The 25,622-nt window shown below is 74.7% G+C and carries 24 protein-coding genes; 16 read left to right on the plus strand and 8 right to left on the minus strand.

Annotated elements, in window-relative coordinates:
* The 3 genes from ABZ806_RS40485 to ABZ806_RS40495 form a co-directional block, all read right to left on the minus strand.
* Positions 1-1,005: LacI family DNA-binding transcriptional regulator (locus ABZ806_RS40485; protein ID WP_500223969.1), on the minus strand; the 1,005-nt coding region annotated here is incomplete at its 3' end.
* 86 nt (positions 1,006-1,091) lie between these two features.
* A complete protein-coding gene (locus ABZ806_RS40490) occupies positions 1,092-2,438 on the minus strand; it encodes a phytase (RefSeq protein WP_500223971.1) in 1,347 nt (448 codons plus the stop codon).
* A gap of 124 nt (positions 2,439-2,562) precedes the next feature.
* Positions 2,563-3,300, minus strand: a complete 738-nt coding sequence (locus tag ABZ806_RS40495) for a GntR family transcriptional regulator (protein WP_500223973.1) — start codon at positions 3,298-3,300, stop codon at positions 2,563-2,565.
* A gap of 167 nt (positions 3,301-3,467) precedes the next feature.
* Between ABZ806_RS40495 and ABZ806_RS40500 the strand changes: the two genes are divergently transcribed.
* The 9 genes from ABZ806_RS40500 to ABZ806_RS40540 all read left to right on the plus strand — a co-directional run bounded on the left by ABZ806_RS40500 (position 3,468) and on the right by ABZ806_RS40540 (position 12,707).
* Entirely contained in the window at positions 3,468-4,349 is an 882-nt protein-coding gene (locus ABZ806_RS40500; protein WP_500223975.1) for a TIM barrel protein, read from the plus strand.
* Entirely contained in the window at positions 4,346-5,290 is a 945-nt protein-coding gene (gene iolC / locus ABZ806_RS40505) for a 5-dehydro-2-deoxygluconokinase (protein ID WP_500223977.1), read from the plus strand. The genes ABZ806_RS40500 and iolC overlap by 4 nt, the downstream gene beginning before the upstream one ends.
* On the plus strand, positions 5,287-6,192 hold the full coding sequence (locus ABZ806_RS40510; RefSeq protein WP_500223978.1) for a Cgl0159 family (beta/alpha)8-fold protein: 906 nt from the start codon (positions 5,287-5,289) through the stop codon (positions 6,190-6,192). Before iolC ends, ABZ806_RS40510 begins: the two co-directional genes overlap by 4 nt.
* On the plus strand, positions 6,189-8,045 hold the full coding sequence (gene iolD / locus ABZ806_RS40515; protein WP_500223979.1) for a 3D-(3,5/4)-trihydroxycyclohexane-1,2-dione acylhydrolase (decyclizing): 1,857 nt from the start codon (positions 6,189-6,191) through the stop codon (positions 8,043-8,045). The genes ABZ806_RS40510 and iolD overlap by 4 nt, the downstream gene beginning before the upstream one ends.
* 11 nt (positions 8,046-8,056) lie before the next feature.
* The gene (locus tag ABZ806_RS40520) at positions 8,057-9,538 is read left to right on the plus strand and encodes a CoA-acylating methylmalonate-semialdehyde dehydrogenase (RefSeq protein ID WP_500223981.1); all 1,482 of its coding nucleotides are present in this window, start codon (positions 8,057-8,059) and stop codon (positions 9,536-9,538) included.
* Between the two features lie 149 nt (positions 9,539-9,687).
* Positions 9,688-11,004 (plus strand): alkaline phosphatase PhoX, encoded by a 1,317-nt coding sequence (locus ABZ806_RS40525; protein WP_500223982.1) that lies wholly within the window; start codon positions 9,688-9,690, stop codon positions 11,002-11,004.
* 211 nt (positions 11,005-11,215) lie between these two features.
* Entirely contained in the window at positions 11,216-11,638 is a 423-nt protein-coding gene (locus ABZ806_RS40530; RefSeq protein ID WP_500223984.1) for a hypothetical protein, read from the plus strand.
* Positions 11,635-12,135 carry an SRPBCC family protein gene (locus ABZ806_RS40535; protein ID WP_500223986.1) on the plus strand — a complete coding sequence of 167 codons (501 nt, stop codon included), beginning with the start codon at positions 11,635-11,637 and terminating at the stop codon, positions 12,133-12,135. The genes ABZ806_RS40530 and ABZ806_RS40535 overlap by 4 nt, the downstream gene beginning before the upstream one ends.
* Positions 12,132-12,707, plus strand: coding sequence for a DNA-3-methyladenine glycosylase I (locus ABZ806_RS40540; protein ID WP_500223987.1), 576 nt, complete (start codon positions 12,132-12,134; stop codon positions 12,705-12,707). The genes ABZ806_RS40535 and ABZ806_RS40540 overlap by 4 nt, the downstream gene beginning before the upstream one ends.
* Before the next feature lie 21 nt (positions 12,708-12,728).
* Here the strand turns inward: ABZ806_RS40540 and ABZ806_RS40545 are convergent, their stop codons facing one another.
* The 3 genes from ABZ806_RS40545 to ABZ806_RS40555 form a co-directional block, all read right to left on the minus strand.
* A complete protein-coding gene (locus tag ABZ806_RS40545; protein WP_500223988.1) occupies positions 12,729-15,314 on the minus strand; it encodes an FtsX-like permease family protein in 2,586 nt (861 codons plus the stop codon).
* A gap of 5 nt (positions 15,315-15,319) precedes the next feature.
* The gene (locus tag ABZ806_RS40550) at positions 15,320-16,084 is read right to left on the minus strand and encodes an ABC transporter ATP-binding protein (RefSeq protein WP_500223990.1); all 765 of its coding nucleotides are present in this window, start codon (positions 16,082-16,084) and stop codon (positions 15,320-15,322) included.
* A gap of 77 nt (positions 16,085-16,161) precedes the next feature.
* On the minus strand, positions 16,162-16,947 hold the full coding sequence (locus tag ABZ806_RS40555) for an enoyl-CoA hydratase-related protein (RefSeq protein ID WP_500223991.1): 786 nt from the start codon (positions 16,945-16,947) through the stop codon (positions 16,162-16,164).
* Between the two features lie 177 nt (positions 16,948-17,124).
* Here ABZ806_RS40555 and ABZ806_RS40560 point away from each other — a divergent pair, with 177 nt between their 5' ends.
* Together ABZ806_RS40560 and ABZ806_RS40565 are read left to right on the plus strand one after the other, a co-directional pair.
* Positions 17,125-17,292, plus strand: a complete 168-nt coding sequence (locus tag ABZ806_RS40560; protein WP_083980698.1) for a DUF3117 domain-containing protein — start codon at positions 17,125-17,127, stop codon at positions 17,290-17,292.
* A gap of 100 nt (positions 17,293-17,392) precedes the next feature.
* Positions 17,393-18,853: a leucyl aminopeptidase gene (locus ABZ806_RS40565; protein WP_500223992.1), complete on the plus strand. Its 1,461-nt coding sequence runs from the start codon at positions 17,393-17,395 to the stop codon at positions 18,851-18,853.
* A 118-nt stretch (positions 18,854-18,971) separates the two neighbouring features.
* On the opposite strand, the gene ABZ806_RS40570 is transcribed toward ABZ806_RS40565, so the two are convergent.
* Together ABZ806_RS40570 and ABZ806_RS40575 are read right to left on the minus strand one after the other, a co-directional pair.
* Positions 18,972-19,604 carry a hypothetical protein gene (locus ABZ806_RS40570; protein WP_500223994.1) on the minus strand — a complete coding sequence of 211 codons (633 nt, stop codon included), beginning with the start codon at positions 19,602-19,604 and terminating at the stop codon, positions 18,972-18,974.
* Positions 19,605-19,609: 5 nt separating this feature from the next.
* Positions 19,610-20,269: an O-methyltransferase gene (locus tag ABZ806_RS40575; protein ID WP_500223995.1), complete on the minus strand. Its 660-nt coding sequence runs from the start codon at positions 20,267-20,269 to the stop codon at positions 19,610-19,612.
* A 182-nt stretch (positions 20,270-20,451) separates the two neighbouring features.
* On the opposite strand from ABZ806_RS40575, the gene sigE reads away from it, so the two are divergent.
* From sigE to ABZ806_RS40600, 5 genes are all read left to right on the plus strand, one after another.
* Positions 20,452-21,249, plus strand: a complete 798-nt coding sequence (sigE, locus tag ABZ806_RS40580; RefSeq protein ID WP_500223997.1) for an RNA polymerase sigma factor SigE — start codon at positions 20,452-20,454, stop codon at positions 21,247-21,249.
* A gap of 64 nt (positions 21,250-21,313) precedes the next feature.
* Positions 21,314-21,937 (plus strand): anti-sigma factor family protein, encoded by a 624-nt coding sequence (locus ABZ806_RS40585; protein ID WP_500223998.1) that lies wholly within the window; start codon positions 21,314-21,316, stop codon positions 21,935-21,937.
* 50 nt (positions 21,938-21,987) lie between these two features.
* The gene (locus ABZ806_RS40590; protein ID WP_500223999.1) at positions 21,988-23,103 is read left to right on the plus strand and encodes a sigma-E factor regulatory protein RseB domain-containing protein; all 1,116 of its coding nucleotides are present in this window, start codon (positions 21,988-21,990) and stop codon (positions 23,101-23,103) included.
* Positions 23,104-23,205: 102 nt separating this feature from the next.
* Positions 23,206-25,005 carry a S1C family serine protease gene (locus ABZ806_RS40595; RefSeq protein ID WP_500224000.1) on the plus strand — a complete coding sequence of 600 codons (1,800 nt, stop codon included), beginning with the start codon at positions 23,206-23,208 and terminating at the stop codon, positions 25,003-25,005.
* A 97-nt stretch (positions 25,006-25,102) separates the two neighbouring features.
* A complete protein-coding gene (locus ABZ806_RS40600; protein ID WP_500224001.1) occupies positions 25,103-25,468 on the plus strand; it encodes a sec-independent translocase in 366 nt (121 codons plus the stop codon).
* The last annotated feature ends 154 nt before the right edge of the window (positions 25,469-25,622 follow it).

Raw genomic sequence — 25,622 nt, forward strand, 5'->3', positions numbered from 1 at the left:
GTCCCGCGCCGCCACCGGCGTCCTCGCCCTCGGCGACAGGACCGGCACGGCCGCGCTCACCGCTCTGCTGCGCGCGGGGAAACGCGTCTGGTGAGCCTTGGTGGTGGTGCGGGGGGTCAGGCGCGGGGGGACGGTGAGGCGGTGCGGTTGCGCCGAAGGGCCGTCCTTGATGCGCGACAGGAGGGTCTTCATCGCCAGGCTGCCCAGTTCTGCGGGCGATGGCGCGATCGTCGTCACCTGTGCGGCCCCGGCGCCCGGTGGCGTGCCGTGGACGATCAGCGAGACGTCGTCGGGGACGCGTTTCCCCGCGCGCAGCAGAGCGGTGAGCGCGGCCGTGCCGGTCCTGTCGCCGAGGGCGAGGACGCCGGTGGCGGCGCGGGACAGTTCGTCCGGGGCGGTTACGACGGCCAGCCCGGCGGCCTCGCAGGCGCGGCGCAGGGGAGAGGGGCGGGCGCCCACGTCCAGGCAGGCCAGGTGGCGGTGGCCGAGATCCGTCAGGTGGGCGATCGCCTGCTCCACGGCCGCCGTGTCGTCGCCCGTGACGCAGTCCACGCGGGTCGAGCGGAGGGAGCGGCCCACGACGACGGTGGGGCAGCCGGCGGCGGCGCGTTCGATGTCGGCGGCGGAGATGCGCGGGCCGGCCAGGACCACGCCGTCCGGGCGCAGGTCGAGGAGGTCGTTCAGGGCGGCCAGTTCGCGGGCGGGCCGGCCGCGGCCGGTGGTCAGAAAGAGGCGGGCGTCGCCGGCTTCGTCGGCGAGGCCGGCGTGGAGGTCGGCGCACCCTGAGTCGTGGAGGTCGGACAGGAGGACGCCGACGATGCCCGTCCGGCCGGCGGCGAGGCCCCGGGCCATCATGTTGGGGCGGTAGCCCAGCTCGCGGGCGGCCTCCAGCACCGCGTTCCGGCGCTGCTCGGCGACCTTGGGGGAGCCGCGCATCACCAGCGACACCAGGGCCCGGGACACGCCGGCGCGCGCGGCGACGTCCTCCAGCGTCGGGTGGGCCACTCCATCTCCTTCGCACCGTTGATCTGCGGCGTGTTGTTGTTATGAGCGCGTCAGAACAACAACACGCCGCAGATCAACGCGGGTTGCTAGTCTCGCGGGTTCCAGTCGCCGGGGGTTATCTCCAGGTCCAGCGGCTGTGCCACATCCTTCCAGTCGACGAACTTGAAGTTGGTGTTCTCGCGGACCTCGCCGTTCTCGTCCACCGCGTCGGGGGTGTTGACGCCGTCGTGGACGACCAGGAGGCCGTTGCGGAAGCGCCCGATCGGGGCGCTGGTCACCATCGCGCCGTCGCAGACCTCGGAGCCGTCCACGACGGTTCCGGGGGCGATGCGGAACCGGCCGATGTAGTCGGTCGGGTCCTCGCGGTCGTAGACGACGAACGTGTTGTCGCCCTGGCTGGAGGCGATCAGGTAGCCCTCACCGTCGTCCTGCTTGTAGAGGGACAGGCCCTCGGCGTCGGCGGTGATGTGCTGCCCGCCCACGCCCGGGTCGGGTCCGCTCGGGTCGCACTCCTCGGTCTCGGGGTTGTAGGTGGCGGGGACGCCGTACTCCTTGACCCTGTCGATGAGCCGCGGGGCGCCGCTCAGCGGGATGCGCCAGATGCCGACGTCCTCCTGCGCCGCGTACAGCACACCGTGCTCGGGGTCGGCGACCATGCCCTCGACCTGCGGGCCCTCGCCGGGGTCCTCGCACGGCGTCCAGGTTCCGCCGGGCACCGGGAACGAGGTGGGCAGGTCGAGGTCGCGGACGTGCCGGTAGGTGATCGTGCCCGCCCGGGTGGAGACCAGCTGGACGAGGCCGAGCCGCGAGGTGTGCCGGCGGCTGAGCGCGACGTAGCCGCCGCCGCGCGAGTCGCCCCAGGACGCCAGCCCGTACGCCGTCGCCTGCTCGTTGACGTCGTCGAGGGAGGACGAGAAGACGAACGGCACGGACGGGTCGGTGACGTCGGTGAGCGGTGCCCGGTGGCGCTCGGCCCTGTCCGGGTCGATCACGTAGGTGCGGACGGTGTCGCGGCCGCGGTCGGAGACCACGGCCAGGTCGACCTTGTGGTGGCCGAGCCGGAAGCCGTAGATCAGGTCGACGTTGTTGAACCTGCCGGGCTCGTCGCCGGGCCGGGGCGGGGTGGGCGCGGCGAACCGCTGGATCTCGCGGCCGGCGGCGTCGTACACCACCAGGCCGCCCTCCTTCAGCGTGGCGATGACGAGGTCGCCGTCGCGGTCGTCCGGGTGGCTCCAGATGGCCGGGTCGTCGGCGTTGGCGTTGCCGCCCGCCGCGTCGTCGAAGTTCGCGGGGGTCTCCAGCGTGGCGCGGACCTGGGCGAGCTCGTCGCCGTCGGCCGACGCCGGGACGGCGGGCAGCACGGCGGCGGCGAGCGCCACGGTCGTCGCGGCCGCCGCCAGGCGGACGCCCTGGGGGGTGGGTCTGAGCTGCATCGGGTTCCTCCTGATGCGAGGTGCGGACGCCTGAACCGTAAGCGTTAGAGCGCTCTAATTCAATAGAGCGCTCTAATTGATCAAGAAGAATTCGGCCCGGGTTCGGCGGGCCGTCCCCCGGCGGCTACCGCTCGACGAGGGTGAGCGCGAACGAGTAGCGGTCGGCGCGGTACACGTGGCAGCCGTACTCGATCGCGATGCCCTTGTCGTCGTAGGCGGTGCGGTTCATGGTCAGCAGCGGGACGCCGCGCCGCTCGTCCAGCAGCCGGGCCTCGGCCGCCGTCGCGCCGCGCGCCCCGATGGTCTGGTTCGCGATGCGCAGGTTGATGCCGGTCCCGCGGAGCAGCTCGTAGAGGCCGTGCTCGGCGAGATCGGCCTCGGTCACCTTGATCAGGTCGGGCGGCAGGTAGTTGGTGAGCACCGCGAGCGGCTCCTCGCCGGTGCACCGGATCCGGCGCATCCGCAGGACCTCGTCGCCGGGCGTGACGCCCAGCTCCTTGGCCACCGTGTCGTCGGCCGGGACGGGCCCGAACTCCAGCACCCGGGTGCGCGGCTCCCGGCCGGCCGCCGCCAGGTCGTCGTGCAGGCTGGTCAGCTCGATCGGGCGGCGGATCTCCGACCGCACGACCTGCGTGCCGACGCCGCGCTTGCGCACCAGCAGCCCCCGGTCGACCAGGTGCTGGATGGCCTGCCGGACGGTCGGGCGGGAGAGCCCGCACCGGTCGGCCAGCTCGACCTCGTTCTCCAGCCGGGTGCCCGGGGCCAGCTCACCGGCGCGTATGGCCGCCTCCAGCTGCTGGGCGAGCTGGTAGTACAGCGGCACGGGGCTGCTGCGGTCCACGGTCACGCGGGGTCGGTACACCCAATGTCTCCTCTCGTACGGGACGATCGTACCTCGGAGTGTGTGTTTAACTTATTACCTCATAATGTCCTAACAAACTATTGACATCTCCGCCCGGGCTTCAGCAGACTCGGCGGAGCCGGTGGCACCGCCGGCGCGAGCACGTCCGCTGGAGAGATGGTGAGTCGATGATCAAGGATCGTGTCGCGGGAGCCCCGATCTCGTGGGGGGTGTGCGAGGTGCCCGGCTGGGGCCACCAGCTGGCGCCCGCGCGGGTGCTGGCGGAGATGCGCGATCTCGGGCTGGCCGCCACCGAGTTCGGGCCGGACGGCTTCCTGCCCGCGGGCGCCGCCGAGCGCGCCGCGCTGCTCGCCGGGTACGGGCTCCGCGCGGTGGGCGGGTTCGCGCCGGTCGTGCTGCACGACCCGGACCGCGACCCGCTGCCCGACGTCCGGCGGATTCTGTCCGGGTTTGGTATGGAACGCTCCAACGACCGGCTGACGCTGGTGCTCGCGGCCGTCACCGGCCTGGACGGCTACGACGAGCGCCCGGCGCTCGACGCGGCCGGCTGGGCGGCGCTGCTCGGCAACCTCGACCGGATCGGCGCGGCCGCGGCCGAGGCCGGCGTCCGCGCGGTGCTGCACCCGCATGTCGGGACGATGGTGGAACGGTCCGATGAGGTCCGGCGCGTCCTCGACGGGTCCGGCATCCCGCTCTGCCTGGACACCGGGCACCTGCTGATCGGCGGCACCGACCCCGGCGAACTCGCCGCCCGCGCCCCCGGCCGGATCGCGCACGTCCACCTGAAGGACGTCGACGCGGCGCTCGCCGAGGCCGTCCAGGCCGGTGCGGCGCCCTACACCGACGCCGTCCGGGACGGCATCTACCGCCCGCTCGGCGCGGGCGACATCGACATCGCCGGGATCGTCGGCTCCCTCGAAGGCGCCGGGTACGACGGCTGGTACGTCCTCGAACAGGACATGATCATCGATGCGGAGCCGCCGCCCGGCGCCGGCCCCGTCGCCGACGTGCGCGCCTGCGTCGACTTCCTCGCCGGGATCGCCGCATGACGAGGTTCGACGTCATCACCATGGGCCGCGTCGGCATCGACCTCTACCCGCTCCAGTCCGGAGCGCCGCTGGACGAGGTCGAGACGTTCGCCCGGTTCCTCGGCGGCAGCGCCACCAACGTCGCGGTCGCCGCCGCCCGGCTCGGCCGCCGCGCCGCCGTGGTCACCCGCACCGGCGCCGACCCGTTCGGCCGCTTTGTCCGCCGCGCCCTCGCCGAGTACGGGGTGGACGCCCGGTTCGTCGCGGACGTCCCCGGCCTGCCGACGCCCGTCACGTTCTGCGAGCTGTTCCCGCCCGACGACTTCCCGCTGTACTTCTACCGCTTCCCCAAGGCTCCCGACCTGGAGATCCGCGCGGACGAGCTGGACCTTCCCGCCATCGAGGCCGCCGGGCTGCTCTGGACGACCGTGACCGGGCTGTGCGCCGAACCGTCCCGGACGGCGACGCTGGCCGCGCTCGGCGCCCGCCGCGGCGCCGGCCCCACCGTCCTCGACCTGGACTACCGGCCCATGTTCTGGGACTCCCCGGACGAGGCGCGGCGCTGGGCCGGCGAGGCCCTCGAACACGCGACCGTCGCGGTCGGCAACCTCGCCGAGTGCGAGGTCGCGGTGGGGGAGACCGACCCGGTGCGGGCCGCCCGCGCGCTGCTCGACCGGGGCGTCCGCCTCGCCGTCGTCAAGCGCGGACCGGACGGCGTCCTCGCGGTCGACGACCAGGGGCAAATGGTGGAGTCACCGCCGGTGCCGGTCGAGGTCGTCAACGGCCTCGGCGCCGGGGACGCGTTCGGCGGCGCCCTCTGCCACGGGCTGCTCGCCGGCTGGGACCTCCCGCGCGCGATCGGGTTCGCCAACCGGGCCGGCGCGGTCGTCGCGTCCCGGCTCGCCTGCTCGGCCGCCATGCCCACCGCCGCCGAGATCGCGGAGCCGGCGGTGACCCGGTGACCCTCGACACCCGGACCCCGCCCGGCGCGCGGGCCGGGCGGATCGCGGCGCTCGCCGAGACGCGCGCCGCCCGCCCCGAGTCCATCGCCGAGGCCGCCGCCCGCCGCACCCGGCGCGCGGCGCTGCTCGGCCCGGCCGGGCGGCTCATGCTGATCGCCGCCGACCACCCGGCGCGCGGCGCCCTCGCCGCCGGCGGCGACCCGCTCGCCATGGCCGACCGCGGGGAACTCCTCGACCGGCTGTGCACGGCGCTGGAACGCCCCGGCGTGGACGGCGTCCTCGCCACCCCCGACGTCGCGGAGGACCTGCTGCTCCTCGGCGCCCTCGACGGCAAGCTCGTGATCGGCTCGATGAACCGCGGCGGGCTGGCCGGCACGTCCTTCGAGATCGACGACCGCTTCACCGCCTACAGCGCCGACGCGATCGCCGCGTCCCGCCTCGACGGCGGCAAGGTCCTGCTGCGCGTCGACGACGCCGACCCGGCGACGCCCCGCACCCTGGAGGGCTGCGCCCGCGCGGTGTCGGCGCTCGCCGGGCACGGCCTGATGGCGATGGTCGAGCCGTTCATCGCCCGCCGGGTGGACGGCCGCGTCCGCAACGACCTCACGCCGGAGGCGATGATCCGCGCGATCTCGATCGCGTCCGGCCTCGGCACGACCTCGGCGCGGACCTGGCTGAAGGTCCCCGTCGTCCCCGACATGGAGCGCGTCATGGCCGCGTCGACGCTGCCCGCCCTGCTGCTCGGCGGCGAGGTCTCCGCCGACCCGCGCGCGGCCCGCGACGGCTGGCGCCGCGCCCTGCGGCTGCCGACCGTGCGGGGCCTGGTCGTCGGCCGCTCCCTTCTTTACCCTGCCGACGGCGATGTGGCCGGAGCCGTCGACGCAGCAGTGGAGGTCCTATGAGCACGAGACTGACGGTGGCCCAGGCGGTCGTCCGCTTCCTGGGCGCGCAGTACAGCGAGCGCGACGGCGCGGAGCGGCGGTTCTTCGCCGGCTGCTTCGGGATCTTCGGGCACGGCAATGTCGCCGGCCTCGGGCAGGCCCTGCTGGAGCGCGCCGGCGACCTGCCCTACTACATGGCGCGCAACGAGCAGTCGATGGTGCACGCCGCGTCCGGCTACGCCCGGATGAGCGACCGGCTGTCCACGCTGGCCTGCACGACGTCCATCGGGCCTGGCGCGACCAACATGGTGACCGGCGCGGCGCTGGCGACGATCAACCGGCTGCCGGTGCTGCTGCTGCCGGGCGACATCTTCGCCACGCGTCCCGCCAGCCCCGTCCTGCAGGAGCTGGAGGACGCCCGCTCCCACGACGTGTCGGTGAACGACTGCTTCAAACCGGTGTCGAAGTACTGGGACCGCGTCAACCGGCCCGAGCAGCTGCCCAGCGCGCTGCTGGCGGCGATGCGCGTCCTCACCGACCCGGCCGAGACCGGCGCCGTCACCCTCGCCCTGCCGCAGGACGTGCAGGCGGAGGCGTTCGACTGGCCGGACGAGCTGTTCGACCACCGGGTCTGGCGCATCCCGCGCCCCGTCCCCGAACCCGCCGCGCTGGCGGAGGCCGCGGCGCTCCTGCGGTCCGCCGAGCGCCCGCTGATCATCGCGGGCGGCGGCGTGATCTACTCGCGCGCCACCGGCGACCTGCGCGCCTTCGCCGAGCACACCGGCATCCCGGTGGCCGAGACGCAGGCGGGCAAGGGCTCGCTGCCGTGGGACCACGCGTGCTCGGTCGGCGCGATCGGCGCGACCGGGACGACCGCCGCGAACGCGCTGGCCCGGGAAGCCGACGTCGTGCTGGGCATCGGCACGCGCTACAGCGACTTCACCACCGCCTCGCACAGCCTGTTCGGTGATCCGGGCGTCCGCTTCGTCAACATCAACATCGCTCGTCCCGACGCCCTCAAGCTCGCCGGGACGGCGGTCGCCGCCGACGCGCGAGAGGCGATCCGGGCCCTCGACGCGTCCCTGGACGGCCATTCCGTCCCCGGCTCCTACCGGGAGAAGACCCGGGGGCTCGCCGAGCGGTGGAACGCCGTCGTCGACGGGGCCTTCGGGGCGCGGCGGGAGGGTCTGCCCGCGCAGGCCGAGATCATCGGCGCCGTCAACGAGGTGTCCGGGCCGCGGGACGTGGTGGTGTGCGCGGCCGGGTCCATGCCGGGCGACCTGCACAAGCTGTGGCGGACCCGCGACCCCAAGGGCTACCACGTCGAGTACGGCTACTCCTGCATGGGCTACGAGATCGCCGGCGGCCTCGGCGTGAAGATGGCCGCACCCGACCGGGAGGTGTTCGTCCTGGTCGGGGACGGCTCGTACCTGATGATGGCGCAGGAGCTCACCACGGCCGTCGCCGAGGGCGTCAAGCTCGTCGTCGTCCTCGTCCAGAACCACGGCTACGCGTCGATCGGCAACCTGTCCGAGAGCGTCGGCGCGGAGCGGTTCGGCACCCGCTACCGGGCCCGGACCGCCACCGGCCTGGACGGCGGGACCCTCCCCGTCGACCTCGCCGCGAACGCCGCCAGCCTCGGCGCCGACGTGCTCCGCGCCGAGGGCCCGGACGGGCTGCGGGACGCGCTGCGCACGGCCGTCGCCTCCCCGCGCACCACCGTCGTCCACGTGGAGACCGACCCGCTCGCCCCCGCCCCCGACAGCGAGGCGTGGTGGGACGTGCCGGTCGCGGAGGTGTCGGCGCTGGCCCCGACCGCGCAGGCCCGGGCCCGCTACGACGACGACAAGAAGACCCAGCGCCGCTACCTGTGAAAGGAACCCCCATGCGCTCGATTCAGCATCGGATCGGCGGTGTCCCGGTCGGCGGGAGCACCGCGGCGCCCGTGCGCGACCCCGCGACCGGGCAGCAGACCGCCGAGGTCGTGCTCGGCCGCCGGGCCGAGGTGGACGCCGCCGTCGGCGCCGCCGCGCGGGCCTTCGCGTCGTGGCGGGAGGTGTCGCTGACCCGGCGGGCACGGATCATGTTCGCGCTGCGCGACCTGCTCGCCAGGCACGAGGACGAGCTGGCCCGGCTGATCACCGCCGAGCACGGCAAGATCCTGGACGACGCGCGCGGCGAGGTCGTCCGCGGCCGGGAGGTCGTCGAGTTCGCCTGCGGCATCCCGCAGATGCTCAAGGGCGAGTACTCCGACCAGGTCTCCTCGGACGTGGACGCGTTCTCGTTCCGGCAGCCGCTCGGCGTGTGCGCCGGGATCGTCCCGTTCAACTTCCCCGTGATGGTGCCGCTGTGGATGCACCCGATCGCGATCGCCTGCGGGAACACGTTCGTGCTGAAGCCGAGCGAGCGCGTCCCGTCCGCGTCCAACCTGGTCGCCGAGCTGTACGCCGAGGCGGGGCTGCCCGACGGGGTGTTCAACGTCCTGCACGGCGACGCCGAGACCGCCGACGCGCTGATCACGCACCCGGGCGTCGCGGCGGTGTCGTTCGTCGGGTCGACGCCCGTCGCCCGGCACGTCCACGAGGCGGCGAGCACCGCCGGCAAGCGGGTGCAGGCCCTCGGCGGCGCGAAGAACCACGCGGTGGTGCTGCCCGACGCCGACCTCGACCTCGCCGCCGACCAGATCACCGCGGCGGCCTACGGGTCGGCCGGGCAGCGCTGCATGGCGATCTCCGTGGCGGTCGCCGTCGGCGACGCCGCCGACCCGCTCGTCGAGCGGCTCGCCGACCGGGCCCGCGCGATCAAGGTCGGGCCGGGCGCGGACCCGTCCAGCGAGATGGGGCCGCTGATCAGCGAGGCGGCGCGGGAGCGCGTCGGCGGGCACGTCGAGGGGGCGGCCCGCGCGGGCGCCAAGCTCGTCGTGGACGGGCGCGGCCTGCCCGGCCCCGGCTACTTCGTCGGCCCCTGCCTGCTCGACGGCGTCTCCACCGACATGGCCGCCTACCAGCAGGAGGTCTTCGGGCCGCTCCTGGTGGTGCTGCGCGCAGGGACCCTCGACGAGGCGATCGGGCTGGTCAACGCCAACCCCTACGGCAACGGCACGGCGATCTTCACCTCGTCCGGGGCGGCGGCGCGGCGGTACCAGCGGTCCGTGCACGTCGGGATGATCGGGGTGAACGTCCCGATCCCGGTGCCGATGGCGTTCTACTCGTTCGGCGGCTGGAAGGCGTCGCTGTTCGGCGACACCCACGTCCACGGGCCCGAGGGCGTCCGGTTCTACACGCGCCAGAAGGCCGTCACGTCCCGCTGGCCGGAGCCCGCCGGGGCCGCCGAGGCGCCCGGGATGGCCTTCCCCACGGCCGGCTGACCCGCGGCCGACCCGGCGCCGACCCGACGCCGACCCAAGGCCGACCCAAGATTGTCCTGGGGCTTTCCCGGCGTGTCCGCGCTCGTTCACCGCCGGTTCAGCGGCGGCGACCAGGCTCCGGCGTGATCCCCTCACGCTAAGGAGTGCCCATGTCCGTGACCCGTCGCGGAGTCGTCAAGGGCGGCGCGGCCGGCGCCCTGTCCATCGCCCTCGCCGGAAGCCTGGAGGGCGTCTTCCAGACGTCCGCCGGCGCCGACACGGGGGAGGCGTACGGCTACGGCCCGCTCGTCCCCGACCCCAAGGGCGTCCTGGACCTGCCCCGAGGTTTCCACTACAAGGAGCTGTCGGTGGAAGGCGACCCGATCTCGGAGGGTGTCGTCGTTCCCGGCCACCACGACGGGATGGCCACCTTCCCCGGCAGCCGGCACGGCCGCACCAGGCTCGTGCGCAACCACGAGCAGGGCACCAACGGCACCCGCGCCGTCGGCCGCCCGGAGCTGACCTACGACCCGGCGGTCAACGGCGGCACCACCACCCTGGAGGTCGACAGCCGCGGCAACCTGCTGTCGCAGTACGTCAGCCTCGCCGGGACGGCGGTGAACTGCGCCGGCGGCCGCACCCCCTGGGGCACCTGGCTGACCTGCGAGGAGACCGAGGGCGTCAAGGGCGAGACCAAGAGCCACGGCTGGGTGTTCGAGGTCGACCCGGACGGCCGGCGCACCGAGCCCGTCCCGCTGACGGGCCTCGGCCGCTTCGCGCACGAGGCCGTCGCCGTCGCCCCGCACACCCTCACCGCCTACCTCACCGAGGACGCGTCCGGGCCGTTCGGGCTGTTCTACCGGTTCCGCCCCCGCGCCCACCACGGCGGCTACCACGCCTACATGCGGGGCGGGAGGCTGGAGGCGATGAACGTCCGGGGCGTCCCGGACCTGTCGCTGGTCACCGAGCCCGGCACCCGGCTGCGCGTCGAGTGGCTGGACGTCCCGGACCCGTCGGCGAAGACGACGTCCGTGCGCAAGCAGTTCGACACGATCACCCGGAGCCAGAAGCTCGAAGGCGCCTGGTGGGGGCACGGCAAGGCGTACTTCGTCGCGAGCTTCTCCCACTCCGGCGACGGCGCCGCGCGCGACCACGCCGGGCAGGTCTGGACCTACGACCCGCGCCGCAACGAGATCGAGCTCCAGCTGATCTTCAAGCCGGGCGGCCGGTTCGACGGCCCCGACAACATCACCGTGTCCCCGTACGGCGGCGGCGTGATCCTCGCCGAGGACGGCGACGGCGAGCAGTACCTCGTCGGCACCACCCGGAAGGACAAGCCGTTCGCGATGGCCCGCAACGCCCGCAACGGCAGCGAGTTCACCGGCGTCACGTTCTCCCCGGACGGCCGCGTCCTGTTCGCCAACCGCCAGTCCGACCCCGGCGTGACGTTCGCCATCACCGGCCCCTGGCACCGCCTGCGCGGCTAGCGGCCCTGACCGCGCCGCCGCCCGCCTCCCGGCACGGCGCCCCCGGTGAGCCGCTCCACCCGGCCCGCCGGGGGCGCCGCGCGCGTCCGCGGCACCGGCCGGAACCGGCGCGCCCGGTGGAAGGACCGTCCGGTCTTGCATCCCCAGGCCGCCGAGCGTGGCACGATCGGAGTCCGGAGAACGTCATTCAGGGGACGCGGGAGATCGGAGCGTGATGGTGACCGTGGTGCTCGTCCTGGCCGGCCTGGCCGTGCTGGGCGCCGTCGTCGTCCTCGCCATGGGCAGGGGCGGGGAGCTGGCCGAGACCCATCCGGACTATCCGCCGCTGCGGGTGGACGCCGAGGGCCGTCCGGTCATCGGGCCGGCGGGCTCCCGGCTCCGGTTTCCCACCACGATCTGGGGTTATCAGATGCAGGTGACGGACGAGGCCGTGCACCGCCTGACCGACGCGCTGCGCGAGCGCGACGCCCGCGTGGCCGACCTGGAACGCCGGCTGTACGATCTCCGCAACCGCGCCGGCGAACCGGCCATCGGCGCCCTGCACGGCCTGGAGGAGCCCAGCGACGGCGTGCTGCTCCGCAAGGAGACCGTGCCCGTCGAGGACGAGCCCGGCCCCGAGGAGGAGCACCGATGAGCCGAGTCGCCGTGCACGCGGAGGCCGTGTCGGCAGCCCCGGCCGAGCACGTCTTCGCCCTGCTGACCGACTGGCCGCGGCACGCCGAGTGGATGCCGTTCACCAGCGCCGAGGGCGGCGACAAGGTCGGCGACGAACTGCGGGCCTGGACGGGCATCGGCCCGGTCGGCTTCACCGACACCATGGTCGTCACCGACTGGCGGGACGGGCGCCGCGTCGCCGTCCGGCACACCGGCCGCGTCGTGCGCGGCGAGGCGTGGTTCAAGGTCGTCCCGGAGGGGACGGGCAGCCGCGTCGTCTGGGCGGAGCGCGTCGACCTCCCGCTCGGGCCCCTCGGACGCGCCGGCTGGCTGGTCGCCGGCCCGGTCGTGAAGGCGTTCCTGGCCCTCGGCCTGCGCCGCCTCGCCAGGCTGGCGGAGGCGAGCGGCCCGGCGCAGGCGTCGGGACTGTCGGAGGCGTCGGGACTGTCGGAGGCGTCGGGTAGAACGGGCGGGTGACCACCGCGATTCTCGGCGAGGACGGGCTGGCGCGCTGCCCGTGGGGGCTGTCGACGCCCGACTACATCGCCTACCACGACGACGAGTGGGGCCGTCCCGTCCGCGACGACCCGGGCCTCTACGAGAAGCTCTGCCTGGAGGCGTTCCAGTCGGGGCTCTCCTGGCTGACGATCCTGCGCAAGCGCGAGAGCTTCCGCGCCGCCTTCCACGGCTTCGACCCCGAGAAGGTCGCCGCGTTCGGCCCGGACGACGTCGAGCGCCTGATGGGCGACGCCGCCATCGTCCGGAACCGGGCGAAGATCGAGGCGTCGATCGCCAACGCCCGCGCCGCCCTCGACCTCCCCGGCGGCCTCGCCGCGACCGCCTGGCGCTACGCCGACCCCGGCTCCCCGGCCTACGCCGACACGGCCGACGTCCCCGCCCGCACCGACGCCTCGAAGGCCCTGTCCAAGGAGCTGAAGAAGCACGGGTTCCGCTTCGTCGGCCCCACCACCGCCTACGCCCTGATGCAGGCGTGCGGCCTGGTCGACGACCACCTCACGGGCTGCCACCGGCACGGCGCGTACCGGTAGCAGCCCACCCCGCCCTGCCCGCTACTCCGACTTCGCCGCCTCCAGCAGCGGGACTTCGGCGGCCCTGCGGGCCGGGAGCGCCGACGTAGCGAGGGCGACCGCGGCCGCGCCCGCGATGACGGCCGGGAACAGCCACCACGGCGGGTTCGGGGCCAGGAACGAGCTGCCCGTCGCCACGTACATCAGGAACACGCTGCCGAGCGCCGTCCCGATGCCGAGGAGCCCGCCGAGCAGCACGACCGTCGCGGCCTCCCAGCGGACGATCGCCCTGATCTGCGCGACCGTCGCGCCGACCGCGCCGAGCAGCCCGAACTCGCGGGTCCGCTCGCCGACGCTCATCGAGACGGTCGTCGCCATCCCGAACAGGGCGAGGACGAGCGCCATGCCGATGAACCCGTAGATGACGGTCAGCCCGCTGGTCATCGCGCCCTTGGCCAGGTCCACGTAGGCGCCCTTGTCGAGGACCTCGACGCCGGGCGTGCCGGCGAACGCGCGGGCGAGGTCCCGCTCGGAGCCGCCCCGCGTGAGGACGACCTGCGCGGGCGCGGCCGGGTCGAGCCGGTCCATGGTCGCCTCCGACACCAGCGCCTGGTCGGCGAACAGGTGCGACGGGTCGTGGTAGGCGGCGGCGACCGTCAAGGGCACGCGGCCCTGCGCCCCGCGCACGACGATCTTCTGCCCCTTCTTGATCTTCTGGCCCTTCATCACCGTGGAGGTGAGGGCGATCTCGCCGTCCCCGAGCCGGGGCAGCCGCCCGCCGAGCTTCAGCACCTCCGGCAGCGCCTGCTGGTCGGCGCCCGTCACCGCCAGGTAGACCGGCAGCGGCGGCTCCTCCGGCGACGGCCGCCTCGGCGGCGGCGAGACGAGCTTGATCTGCGACGCCGTCAGCGCGGTCGCGGTCGACACGCCGGGCACGGCCGCGGCCTTGGCCGCCGCGTCGCGGGGCAGCGGCGCCGGGCCGCCGGACGTCGCGCCGGTCGCCGCGATCGCGTGCTCGGCCCGCATCACCTGGTCGCCGGTCTCGGCGAACCGCGCGTCCACCGACAGGACGGTCAGCGCCGTCGCGCCGACCAGCGCCACGCCCAGCATCAGCGACGACGCCGCCGACGACACCCGGCGCGGGCTGCGGGTGATGGTGGCGCGGGCGAGCCGCCCGGCCTCGCCGCTGACGGCCGTCCCGATCCGGCCGACCAGGCCGCCGAGGGGGCCGACGAAGAACGGGGCGAGGACGGCGAGCGCCGCCACGGTCGTCATGCAGCCCAGCAGGACCATGACGCAGACGCCGATGGTGCGCTCCGGGCCGGGCGGCTCCTCGTACCTGATCCCGAAGACGCCGCCGAAGAAGATCCACGCGCATGCGAAGATCGCGAGTGCGCCGATCACCCGCCCCCGGCGGCGGCCGGGCTTCTCGGTGCTCGCCGCGCGCAGCGCCTGCATGGGGGAGACGCGCGCGGCGCGCCGCGCGGCCCGCCACGCCGCGAGCTGGGTGACGACGATCCCGGCCGCGGCCGGCACGGCCAGCGCGACCCAGCCGAACTGCACGTCCGCCGCGGAGATGTCGAAGCCGTCGTCGGCGAACAGCCGGGTGAGCAGCGCCGACACCGGGTAGCCGAGCACCACGCCGCCCGCCGACCCGACCAGGCCGAGCGCCAGCGCCTCCCACCGGATCAGCCGCTTGATCTGGCGGGGCGTCGCGCCGATCGCGCTGAGCAGCGCCAGCCGCCGCGTCCGCTGCCGGACGAGGGTGCCGAACGTGTTCGCCACGACGAACAGCCCGACGAACACCGCGACGGACGAGACCATGCCGATGGCGCCGCCGATCGACGCGCCCGCCGACTGCAGATTGGCCGACTGGGCGTTCCGGACGCCCGCCGCCGTGCGGACGGTGACGTCCCGCCCGAGGGAACGGGCCAGGTCCTTGCGGAGCTTCGCCGGCGCGACGCCCGGCGCGGCCTTCACCCACACGCCCTGCCAGGTCCCGGCCGGCAGGCCCGCCGCCGCCTGGACGGTCGCGGGCGGCGCCAGCAGCAGGTCGCCGCTCGCGACGGAGCTGTGGTCCTGCACGGTGACGATCCCGACGAGCTTCAGGGTGCGGCTCTGCTTCGGCAGCAGCACCCGGACCGGGTCGCCCACATCGAGCTTCCCGGCGCGCGCCACGTGCCGGGTGACGGCGATCTCGCCGTCCGCGGCGGGCGCCCGGCCCGACTCCAGGTGGTACGGGTTGAGCCGGGCGTCGGACGTCCACGGCCGCAGCGTCGTCCCGGCCCCGGCGGGCGGCAGGATGGCCTTGCCGCCGGACCCGTGCGCGGTCACCGGGACCATCGCGTCCCCGGCGGCCGCCGCCACGCCCGGACGTCCCGCGACCGCGCTCAACGCGACCTGGCCGTCCGGCGTCGCGTACGGGTCGTCGGTGTCCACCGACCCGCCCAGCACGAGCACGTCGGAACGGGCGTACTCGCTGGCGTCGCTGCCCGACACCGCCTCCTGCGCCCGCAGCGTGAACTGCAGCGTGCCCGCGATCAGCCCGATCGAGAAGGCCGCCGCCAGCAGCGTGGCGGCCATCCGCATCCAGCCCTCCGCGAAGGAGCGGCGCGCGATCAGCCACATGGCGCTCAGCCCTCCATCCGGCGCATCACGTCGTGCACCTGGTCGATGGTGGGGGAGTGCAGCTCGCGCACGATCATCCCGTCGGCGAGGAACAGCACCCGGTCGGCGTGCGCGGCGGCGCCCGGGTCGTGCGTCACCATGATCACGGTCTGCCGGTAGTCGTCCACCGCGCGGCGCAGGAACGCCAGCACCTCGGCGCCCGACCGGGAGTCGAGGTTGCCGGTCGGCTCGTCGGCGAACAGCACCTCCGGCCGGGTCAGCAGCGCCCGCGCCACCGCGACCCGCTGCTGCTGCCCGCCCGACAGCTCGCCCGGCCGGTGCGCGAGGCGCCCGCGCAGCCCCAGCGCGTCCACGATCGTGTCGAACCACGCCCGGTCGGCGCGCCGGTTCCCGAGCCGCCCGGTCAGCCGGATGTTCTCCTCCGCCGTCAGCATCGGCAGCAGGTTGAACGCCTGGAACACGAACCCGAGCCGGTCGCGGCGCAGCTTGGTCAGCCGGGTCCGGGACAGCTTGGTGATGTCGACGTCGCCGATCAGCACCGAGCCGGACGTGACCGTGTCGAGCCCCGCCAGGCAGTGCAGGAACGTCGACTTCCCGGACCCGGACGGCCCCATGATCGCGGTGAACCGGCCGCGCGGGAACGCCGCCGAGACGCCGCGCAGCGCGGTCACCGCGTGCTCACCCGCCCCGTAGGACTTGACGAGGTCGCGGGCGACGGCAACGTGGTCGTGTAGCTGCCCGGCGGGGGGCGCGGCGGTTGTCCGAGTCATGACTCAAGCAAACCGCCGAGGCCCCCTCGCCCACATTGGCGGAGACTCCCCGACCGGTACGGGGGAAGGCCCTACCTCTACCGGCCCTCGAACTCGGGCTGCTGCTTCTTCAGGAACGCCTCGGTCGCGTTCCTGTGGTCGCTGGTGTCGGCGCACTCGTCCTGGAGCTCGGCCTCCCGCTCCAGGGCGGACGCCAGGTCGTGCGTCGCCGCGTGGTCGAGCGCCGCCTTCACCGCGCCGTAGGAGACCGTCGGACCGGCCGCGAGGCGCCGCGCCAGCTCCACGGCCGCCGGGGCCAGCTCGTCCGCCGGGACGACCCGGTTGACCAGGCCGAGCTCCAGCGCCCGGTCCGCCTTCACCGGCTCACCGAGCAGCAGCAGCTCGGCGGCCTTCGCGCGGCCGACGAGGCGCTGCAGCGTCCACGACATCCCGCTGTCGGGCGCGAGCCCGATCCCGGTGAACGCGGTCGCGAACCGGGCCTTGTCGGACGCCACGACCAGGTCGCAGGCGAACGCCAGCGACGCGCCCGCGCCCGCCGCGACCCCGTTCACCGCCGCCACCACCGGCTTGCGCATCCCGGCGATGGCCAGCACGATCGGGTTGTAGTGCCTGCGGACGGTGTCGTCCAGGCCCTTCCCGGCGGCCAGGTTGTCGCCGTGCTCCCGCAGGTCCTGGCCCGCGCAGAAGGCCCGCCCGGCACCGGTCAGGATCACCGCGCGGGCCGCCGGATCGGCGGCCGCGCGCACCACCGTGGCCCGCAGCAGCTCCTTCATCTCGCCCGTCAGCGAGTTCATCCCGTCGGGGCGGTTGAGTGTGATGGTCCCCACACCGTCGGTCACGTCGTACAGCACGGTCTCAGACATCGGCGTCCTCTCGTTTCGCCCGCAGATCCTCCCATCTTCCGATCTGGAGGCTGATCGTTACCACTTCGCGCCCGGAAGACGAGATAATGGACCACTACTGATGACGCGGATGCGACACGCGGCCACGCGGCCAATGGTGTGCGAGGCCGCGGCCCTACGCAGGAAGGGGAACGACGCATGGCGGCGATGAAGCCGCGGACGGGAGACGGTCCGCTCGAAGTGACCAAGGAGGGACGCGGGATCGTCATGCGAGTCCCCCTCGAAGGCGGCGGCCGACTCGTGGTCGAGCTCTCCGCCGACGAGGCCAAGGAGCTCGGCGAGGCGCTCAAGGACGTCGTGGGCTGACGGCTCCACCGCTCCCGGCTTGTTGGTGACGGTCCCGGCGACGCCGCCGGGGCCCTTGCCATTTCCGTACCCAGAAGCGCAGATCAGGGGGACCATCACCATGCCCATCGAGACCAGCGTCCACGGCGCCGGCGGCACCGTCTCGCAGGCGGCGGCCGACCTCGGGGCCGAGGTGGTGGCGGTGCCCGTCCGCAGGGGCCCCGTCGCACCGGCGGCGGAGGTCGCCGAGGGCCTGCCCTTCACGCTGGACGAGCTGCTCGCGCTGCACCGGGCCAAGGGCGAGCCCGGGGAGATCACCGCGACCCAGGTGCGCGTCGGCGACCGGGTCCGCGAACTGCTGCTGTACGGGGTGGGCGAGGCGACCCCGGCCGACCTGCGCAGGGCCGGCGCCGCGCTGGCCCGCCGCGGCAGGGGCCGGACGGCGCTCGCCGCCGGCGTCCCCGCGGGCGATCTCGCCGCCTTCACCGAGGGTGCGCTGCTCGCCTGCTACGAGTTCAAGATCGGCGCCCCGCCCGCCAGGAAGGCGCTCGGCACCCTCGCGGTGCTGACCGAGGCCGGGCCGGAGGCCGGCGCCGCCGCGATCGAGCGGGGGACCGCGCGGGCCCGCGCCACCGCGCTGGCCCGCGACCTCGCCAACACCCCGGCCGGCGAGAAGGACCCGTCCTGGCTCGCCGCGCGGGCCGAGCAGGTCGCCGCCGAGGCGGGCCTCGACATCCGGGTGCGCGGTGAGAAGGAACTGGCCGAGGGCGGATTCGGCGGACTGCTCGCCGTCGGCGGCGGCTCGTCCCGCCCGCCCCGCCTGATCGAGCTCTCCTACCGGCCCGACGAGGCCGCCGGCAAGCACATCGTGCTGGTCGGCAAGGGCATCACGTTCGACAGCGGCGGCCTGTCGCTGAAGCCGAACGAGGGCATGAAGACCATGAAGACCGACATGGCCGGCGGCGGCGCCGTCATCGCGGTCATGGGCGCGCTGCGCGGTCTCGGCGTCCGCGCCCGCGTCACCGGCCTGGTCGCGGCGGCGGAGAACATGCCGTCCGGGTCGTCGATGCGCCCCGGCGACGTCATCACCCACTTCGGCGGGACGACCTCCGAGGTGCTGAACACCGACGCCGAGGGGCGGCTCGTCCTCGCCGACGCGCTCGCCTACGCCGACGCCGAACTCGACCCCGACGCGATCGTGGACGTCGCCACCCTCACCGGCGCCGCCAAGGTCGCGCTCGGGCTGCGGCACGCGGCGCTGTTCGCCACCGACGACGGCCTCGCCGACGCCCTCACCGCCGCCGGGACGGCCGCGGGCGAGCCCGTCTGGCGGCTGCCGCTGACCGCCGACTACCGCGCCGCGATCGACTCCGACGTCGCCGACGTCGCCAACATGGGGCGCGGCGGCTACGGCGGCGGCTCCATCGCGGCGGCGCTGTTCCTGCGCGAGTTCACCGGCGACCGGCCCTGGGCCCACCTCGACATCGCCGGACCGGGCCGCGCCACCGCCGACGACGCGGAGATCACCCGCGGCGCGACCGGCTACGGCGTCCGCCTCCTCCTCGACTGGCTGACCGCCTGACCCGCCCGACCGCGGAGAGCCCGATCAGGGCCCGCCGATCACCTCACCCGGCGGTGGATCACGTCGCCCGGCGGTCGGTCACTTCGCCCGGCGGTCGGTCACTTCGCCCGGCGGTCGGTCACTTCGTGCGGCGGTCGATCACTGGGACGCGGCGGCGGCGCCGGGCCTCCTTGACGATCTGCGGGAGCGTCGCGTCCCAGCCCTGGTCCACCGCGAAGCACCACGGGACGGCCGCCGCCGTGGCCGGGACGTCCCGCATCGTCAGCGCCACCAGCTGCGGCCGCTCCGACGTGCGCGCCATGTCCGCCAGTTCCGGCGCCGGCAGGAAGACCAGGTAGTCCTGCTCGCCCCTGCGGGTGCCGGCCATACCGCGCCGCAGCGCCGCGATCGCCGCGACCTCGTCCCACGGCAGCGTGCGCCCGGCCCGGCGCGGCAGGGGCCAGCGCGCCGGCCGCCGCACCCCGTCGCCGTCCAGTTCGAGGACGGGACGGCGCGCGAGCATCCCGCCCGCCGACAGCAGCAGGCCCGCCCCGAACAGGACGAGCCCCGCGACCCCGAGCACCATGAACACGGCGCTGCCCACACCGGCGCCGCGGACCACGCCGCTGGTGACGAACCCCACCGACGCGGCGAAAAGGATCAGGAACGCCAGCGACTGCCCGGCCCCGCGCCACGTCACCCGGATCCGCACCGCGAACAGCTCGGCGGTCTCGGCGCTCTCCGCGCCTTCCGTGGTCTCCGCGCTCTCCACGGGCGTCAGCCCAGCCGGGCGGCGCACAGGAGGCCGTCGCCGACCGGGATCAGCAGCGGGAGGAGCCGCTCGTCGTCGCGGATCATGCGGTGCACCTCGCGGATCGACTCGGTGTCGGGATCGCGGTGCGCGGCGTCGGCGACCCGGTCGTGCCACAGCGCGTTGTCGAACGCGACCACGCCGCCGGGGCGCAGCAGCCGCAGCGCGTCCGCCAGGTACTCGGGGTACTCCCGCTTGTCGGCGTCGCAGAACACCATGTCGTAGGCGCCGTCGGTGAGCCGGGGCAGCACCTCCAGCGCCGGCCCGCTGATCATCCGGGTGCGGAAGCCGGACAGGCCCGCCTCCCGGTAGGCGATCTTCGCCAGCCGCTGGTTCTCCGGCTCGATGTCCACGCTCGTCAGCACCGCGTCCTGCGGCATGCCGCGCATCAGCCAGACGCCGGACACCCCGCAGCCCGAGCCGACCTCCACGACCGTCCGCGCGCCGATCAGCGTCGCGAGGAAGCGCAGCGCCGCGCCGCCGGCGGGGCCGATCGGCGCCGCGCCGACCTCCTCGCCGCGCCGCCTGGCGGCGAGCAGCGCCTCGTCTTCGGGGAGGAAATCCTCCACGTAGGCCCGGGTGGCCTGAATGGCGTCGATGGCTGCCTCCTCGCAAGACCCCCGCATGCCTCATGCTGGAAAGACCATATCGTTGACAGGGAACCAACTGGAGTTTCAGCGCGTTGTAACCAGCGAAAGCACAAGCACGCAGCATGCAGGACAGTTGGTCCAGGAACCGCCCCAGCCCAGGCGAGACCGTGCCGTTCCAAGGCGAGACCTTGGCTACGAGAGAGGAACAGCCCGGCACCATGGGAGTCGCAGCACTGAGTTTCAGAAGCGCTGTGGGGGTCGGCACCAGGCAGGGGCTTGGGAACGCCGCTCGTACGCGCGAGAACGCACCCGAGGCCGAGTGGGCGCCGCCGTCCTGGGACGAGGTCGTCCGCGAGCACTCCGCGCGCGTCTACCGGCTCGCCTACCGGCTGACCGGTAACCAGCACGACGCCGAGGACCTCACCCAGGAGGTCTTCGTCCGCGTGTTCCGCTCACTGTCGAACTACACGCCCGGAACGTTCGAGGGCTGGCTGCACCGCATCACCACGAACCTGTTCCTCGACATGGCGCGGCGCCGCCAGCGCATCCGCTTCGAGGGACTCGCCGACGACGCCGCCGAGCGCCTCCAGGGCCGCGAGCCGACCCCGGCGCAGGCGTTCGACGACACCAACTTCGACGCCGACGTCCAGGCCGCCCTCGACGCGCTGGCCCCCGAGTACCGCGCGGCCGTCGTGCTGTGCGACATCGAGGGGCTGTCCTACGAGGAGATCTCCGCGACGCTCGGCGTCAAGCTCGGGACCGTGCGCAGCCGCATCCACCGGGGACGGGCGCAGCTGCGCGCCGCGCTGGAGCACCGGGCGCCCACCCGGCGCCGGCCCGGCACGAGGAACGACTACCAGGCGGCCGAGGCGCGCGAGGCCGCCCTGGCCGCGGCCGACGACGGCGGAGCCGGTGACGGCATGGCCGCGGCGCCCGCCATGGGAGCGCACGCGCCCGCCGGGGGGCTGCACGCGGCCGGCGGCGCGCCGCCGCGGCCGCTGCCGGACGGCGCGTAGGCCGTACGTGGACGCGCGCGGGGCGGGACCGCGCGCCAGACCGAATGGAATCGACGGAGGCGGCGTGAGTTGTCTGGGGGAGCGTCTGACCGCTCTGGTCGACGGCGAGCTGGGGCATGAGGAGCGCGACCGCGTGCTCGCCCATCTCGCGGGGTGCGCCCCGTGCCGCGCGGAGGTCGCCGGCCTGCGGCGGGTCAAGGGGCGGCTGCGCGGCCTGTCCGAGCTCCCCGCCGGTGACGGCACCGACGACCTGCCGACCCCCGACTTCCTGAACCGGCTGCGCGCGCTGCCCGCAGGGGCCGCCGAGCCGCCGGCGCCCGCCGGGCCCCCGCCTCCCGGGCCCCCGTCCGCGGGCACCCCGTCCCACCGCCCGGCCCGCCCGCTGCGATCATCGACCCGCCCGGTGCGGACGGCCGCCGCCGGGCGCCCGCGCGACAACCGCCCGGCCGGGCACGCCGCTGCCGTCCAGGTCCACCCCCGGCGCCGCGTCCTCGCCGTCGGCGCCGCCACGCTCGTCCTCGGCCTGGGCACCGCCTCCTACATCGCGGGCGCTCGGCAGGAGGCGCCGACAGTCACGCCCGCCTTCGACCGGTTCGCGGTCGAGCACGCGCTGACCTCCGGGGACGCGCCGATGACCGACCCGCTCACCGACCCGGTCTACCAGGTCCAGGTCTCCCCAGGGCCGTGACCGCGCCGGCCGCGCCGGCCGGGAGCGGCGAGGGGCCGCGCCGGAGGCGCTTGCGGGAGCAGGGCGGGCGATGGCGGAGCCGCCGGGGCGCGCTGCTGGTCGGCGGGCTCGCGGGCGCGCTCGCCGTCGCCGGGCTGCTGTCCGGGGACCCGGCCGCCGCGGGCCGCGTCCGCAGCGACCCCGGCGCCGTGGGGCTGCTGCGCGCCGCCGCCGACGCCGCCCAGCGCGTCCCGTACCAGGGCCGGCGCTTCCTCACCACGTGGAACCGCAGCCGGTCCGCCACGTCCCGCGTCAGCGTGTCGCACCGGCCCGGCGAGGGCATCCGCTACCGCTCCGGGACGGGCGGGACCGGGTACCGGGCCGAGTCCGCCGCCGGAGACAGCACCGGCTTCACCGCCGAGACGCTCGCGCTGCTCACCCGCAACTACTCGGTGGTGCGCGCGGCGGACGCGGCGGTCTGCGGCCGGCCGGCCCGCGTCGTCGAGGCCCGCCGCCCGGACGGCAGCCCCGCCGGACGCTTCTGGATCGACCGCGAGACGGGCCTGATGCTGCACCGCGAGCTGATCGACGCCACCGGGCGGCCGGTGGTCGTCACCGGGTTCAGCGAGATCAGCTTCACCGCGCCGGCGGCGGATCCGGTCGTGCTCGGCCAGCCCCGGGGCGGGCTGCTGCGCTTCCCCGGGTCCAGCGCCGGCGGCGGCGTCGACGGCGCCGGCCCCGGGTCCGCCGCCGGGTGGGGCGAGCGGCTGGACCGTGCCGGGATCGCCGGGCTGCGCGACCGCGGCTGGCCCGTCCCGACGGACCTGCCCGGGCACCTCACCCTCTACGACGTGCGCAGCGAGAAGGACGGCGGCGCCGTCCACCTCAGCTACTCCGACGGCCTCGCCGCCGTCTCGGTGTTCGTGCAGCGCGGCGGCCTCGACGAGCGCGGCCTGGCCGGCTGGCAGAAGACCGCCCGCCGGGGCCGGACGGTCTACCGGCGCGAGGCGCTGCGGCGCTGGGCCGTCTCCGCCGGGCAGGGCTACGTCTACACGGTCCTGACCGACGCGCCGCAGAGCACGGCGGACACGGTCGCCGTGCACATGCCGCACGGCGGCGACACGTTCTGGAGCCGGATCTTCCGGGGTGCCCGCCGCCTGGCCTCGACGGCGAATCCGTTCGACTGACCGAAGGTGAGCGCGCGGCCGAGAGGTCTTATGCTCGCCACATGCCCTGAAGGGCAGCATGAGCACGGATGACGAGGACCATGCTCGGTAGGAGAGATGGGGATGACCGAAGACAACCGCGGGCCGGTGGGGGCGCCGTCGGAGGACGACGAGGTCGTCTCCGGCCAGGGGCCTGAACGGCAGGAGGCGGCTCCTCCCGAGACGGTGACCGACCGGGAGATCCCGGCCGCGCAGCCCGCGGACGACCCCGAGCCCGGGGGGCGGCCGGAGACCGGCGGCGACCCGGGCCCGGCGGACGGCCCGCAGGACGCCCGGGAACCGGTGAACGGGGGCGACCGCCTGGTGGCCGGGGGGTTCGCCCCGCCGGACTCGCTCGGGAACCCGCCCGACACCAGCGAGGACGTGCTGTTCCAGCGGCCCGCGGCCGGGATGGCGCCGCAGGAGGTGCCGCTGCAGGACGCCCCGCCGCGGGACATGCCGCAGCCTCCGCCGCCCGTCCCGCTGGACAAGCCCGCCGTGGACGACGACCGTCCGCGCCCCGGCTTCGTCCCGCACAACCAGGACCCGCGCCTCGCGCAGGGCGGACCGGGCGGCGGCTGGCCGCACCAGCCGCACCAGTCCCACCAGGGACCGCCGCCGCCTCCGGGCGCACGGCCGCCGATGGGGCCGCCGCCCGCGCCGCTGGGCCCGCCGCCCGGCGGTCTCGGTCCGCGCCCCATGGCCGGCTACGGGATGCCGCCCGGCGGCACCGGTCCGAACTGGGCGCCGGTGCCCGCGATGCCGCCGTCCTCGCGCGGCGGGCCCGGCCTCGGGCTGCTGGCCGTGGTCGCGCTGATCGTCGCGCTGGTGGCGGGCGCGCTCGGCGCCGGGATCGGCGTCATCGCGACCAACGGCGACGACGACGGCGGCTCGGTGAGCCTCGGCGGCGGCAACAGCGGCGACGGCAAGGTGCAGGCCCGCCCGCCGGACTCGGTCGCCGGCGTCGCGCAGCGGGTGCTGCCGAGCGTCGTGATGATCCGCGTGCAGTCCGCGCAGGGCGAGGTCGGCGGCACCGGCTTCATCGTCAACGGCGGCTACGTCATCACCAACAACCACGTCGTCGCGGGCGCCGGCACGGGCGGGCAGATCCAGATCGTCTTCAACGACAAGAAGACGCTGCCCGCGACCGTCAAGGGCGCCGACCCGAGCTCGGACGTCGCCGTCCTCAAGCCGTCGGGCCGGCACTCGCTGCCGCCGCTGCCGATCGGCGACTCCAGCAAGATCGCCGTGGGCGACCCGGTGATCGCGATCGGCTCGCCGCTCGGCCTGCAGGGCTCGGTCACCACCGGCATCGTCAGCTCGCTGAACCGGGCCGTGCCGACGCAGGGGGAGGGCGGCGGCGACGCGTCCTACCTCAACGCCATCCAGACCGACGCGGCGATCAACCCCGGCAACTCCGGCGGCCCGCTGGTGGACGCGAAGGGCAGCGTGATCGGCATCAACACCGCCATCGCGACGCTCGGCGGCCAGTCGCTCGGCGGCGAGCAGCAGAGCGGCAGCATCGGCCTCGGCTTCGCGATCCCGATCAACCAGGGCAAGCGGGTCGCCGAGGAGATCATCCGCACCGGCAGCGTCCGGCAGGCCAAGCTCGGCGTCTTCCCGGACCCGCGCTACCAGGACGGCGGCGCCAAGATCATGTCGCAGCAGGTCAACGGGCAGGACCCGGTGATCAAGGGCGGCCCGGCCGACAAGGCGGGGCTGAAGCCCGGCGACGTCATCACCAAGATCGACGGCAGGCCGATCGAGGACGCCACCGACCTGATCGCGCAGATCCGCAGCCGCGCCCCCGGCGACCGCATCAGGGTCACCTACGAGCGCGACGGCCGGGAGAGCAGCGTCCAGCTGACGCTCGGCGCCGACTAGCACGGTAACGAGCCGCAGGTCCGGTTCGTCCGGGCTCGGGATACGCTGAGGGGGCCGGTCCGCGGGGACCGGCCCCCGACGGCTTGTGGAGGACGGGTTGTTCGACGTGGGACTCGGTGAGATGGCGGTACTCGTCGTTCTCGCCCTGGTCATCTTCGGAGACAAGCTGCCGCAGGTCGCCGGGCAGGCGGGCCGCATGCTCCGGCAGTTCCGGCAGATGGCCGACAGCGCCAAGGCGGATCTCCAGGAGGGCCTCGGGCCGGAGTTCAAGGACTTCGACCTGAACGACCTCAACCCCAAGACGTTCGTCCGCAAGCACCTGCTGGAGGACGACGACGGCCACCCGACGACCACGGGCAAGAACGGCTCCAGCCTGTTCGACGACGAGGATTTCTCCCACGCCGTCACAGCCGGCCGCCTCGAAGCAGACGAGCCGCCCCCGTTCGACAACGAAGCGACTTGACCCAGGGGGCGACCCCCTGGAACCCCCGTCACGAACGAGAGGGCGTTTCCCGAGCCGCTGGCGCGTCTCGGGATGTGGACGAGGGCGACGGCGTCCCCCTCCCGTTCGTAGTCGACGAACCCGGCGAGGTCGCCGTCCACCCTGACCTCGTAGC

This window comes from Spirillospora sp. NPDC047418, from assembly GCF_040643275.1.
GTDB lineage: Bacteria > Actinomycetota > Actinomycetes > Streptosporangiales > Streptosporangiaceae > Spirillospora.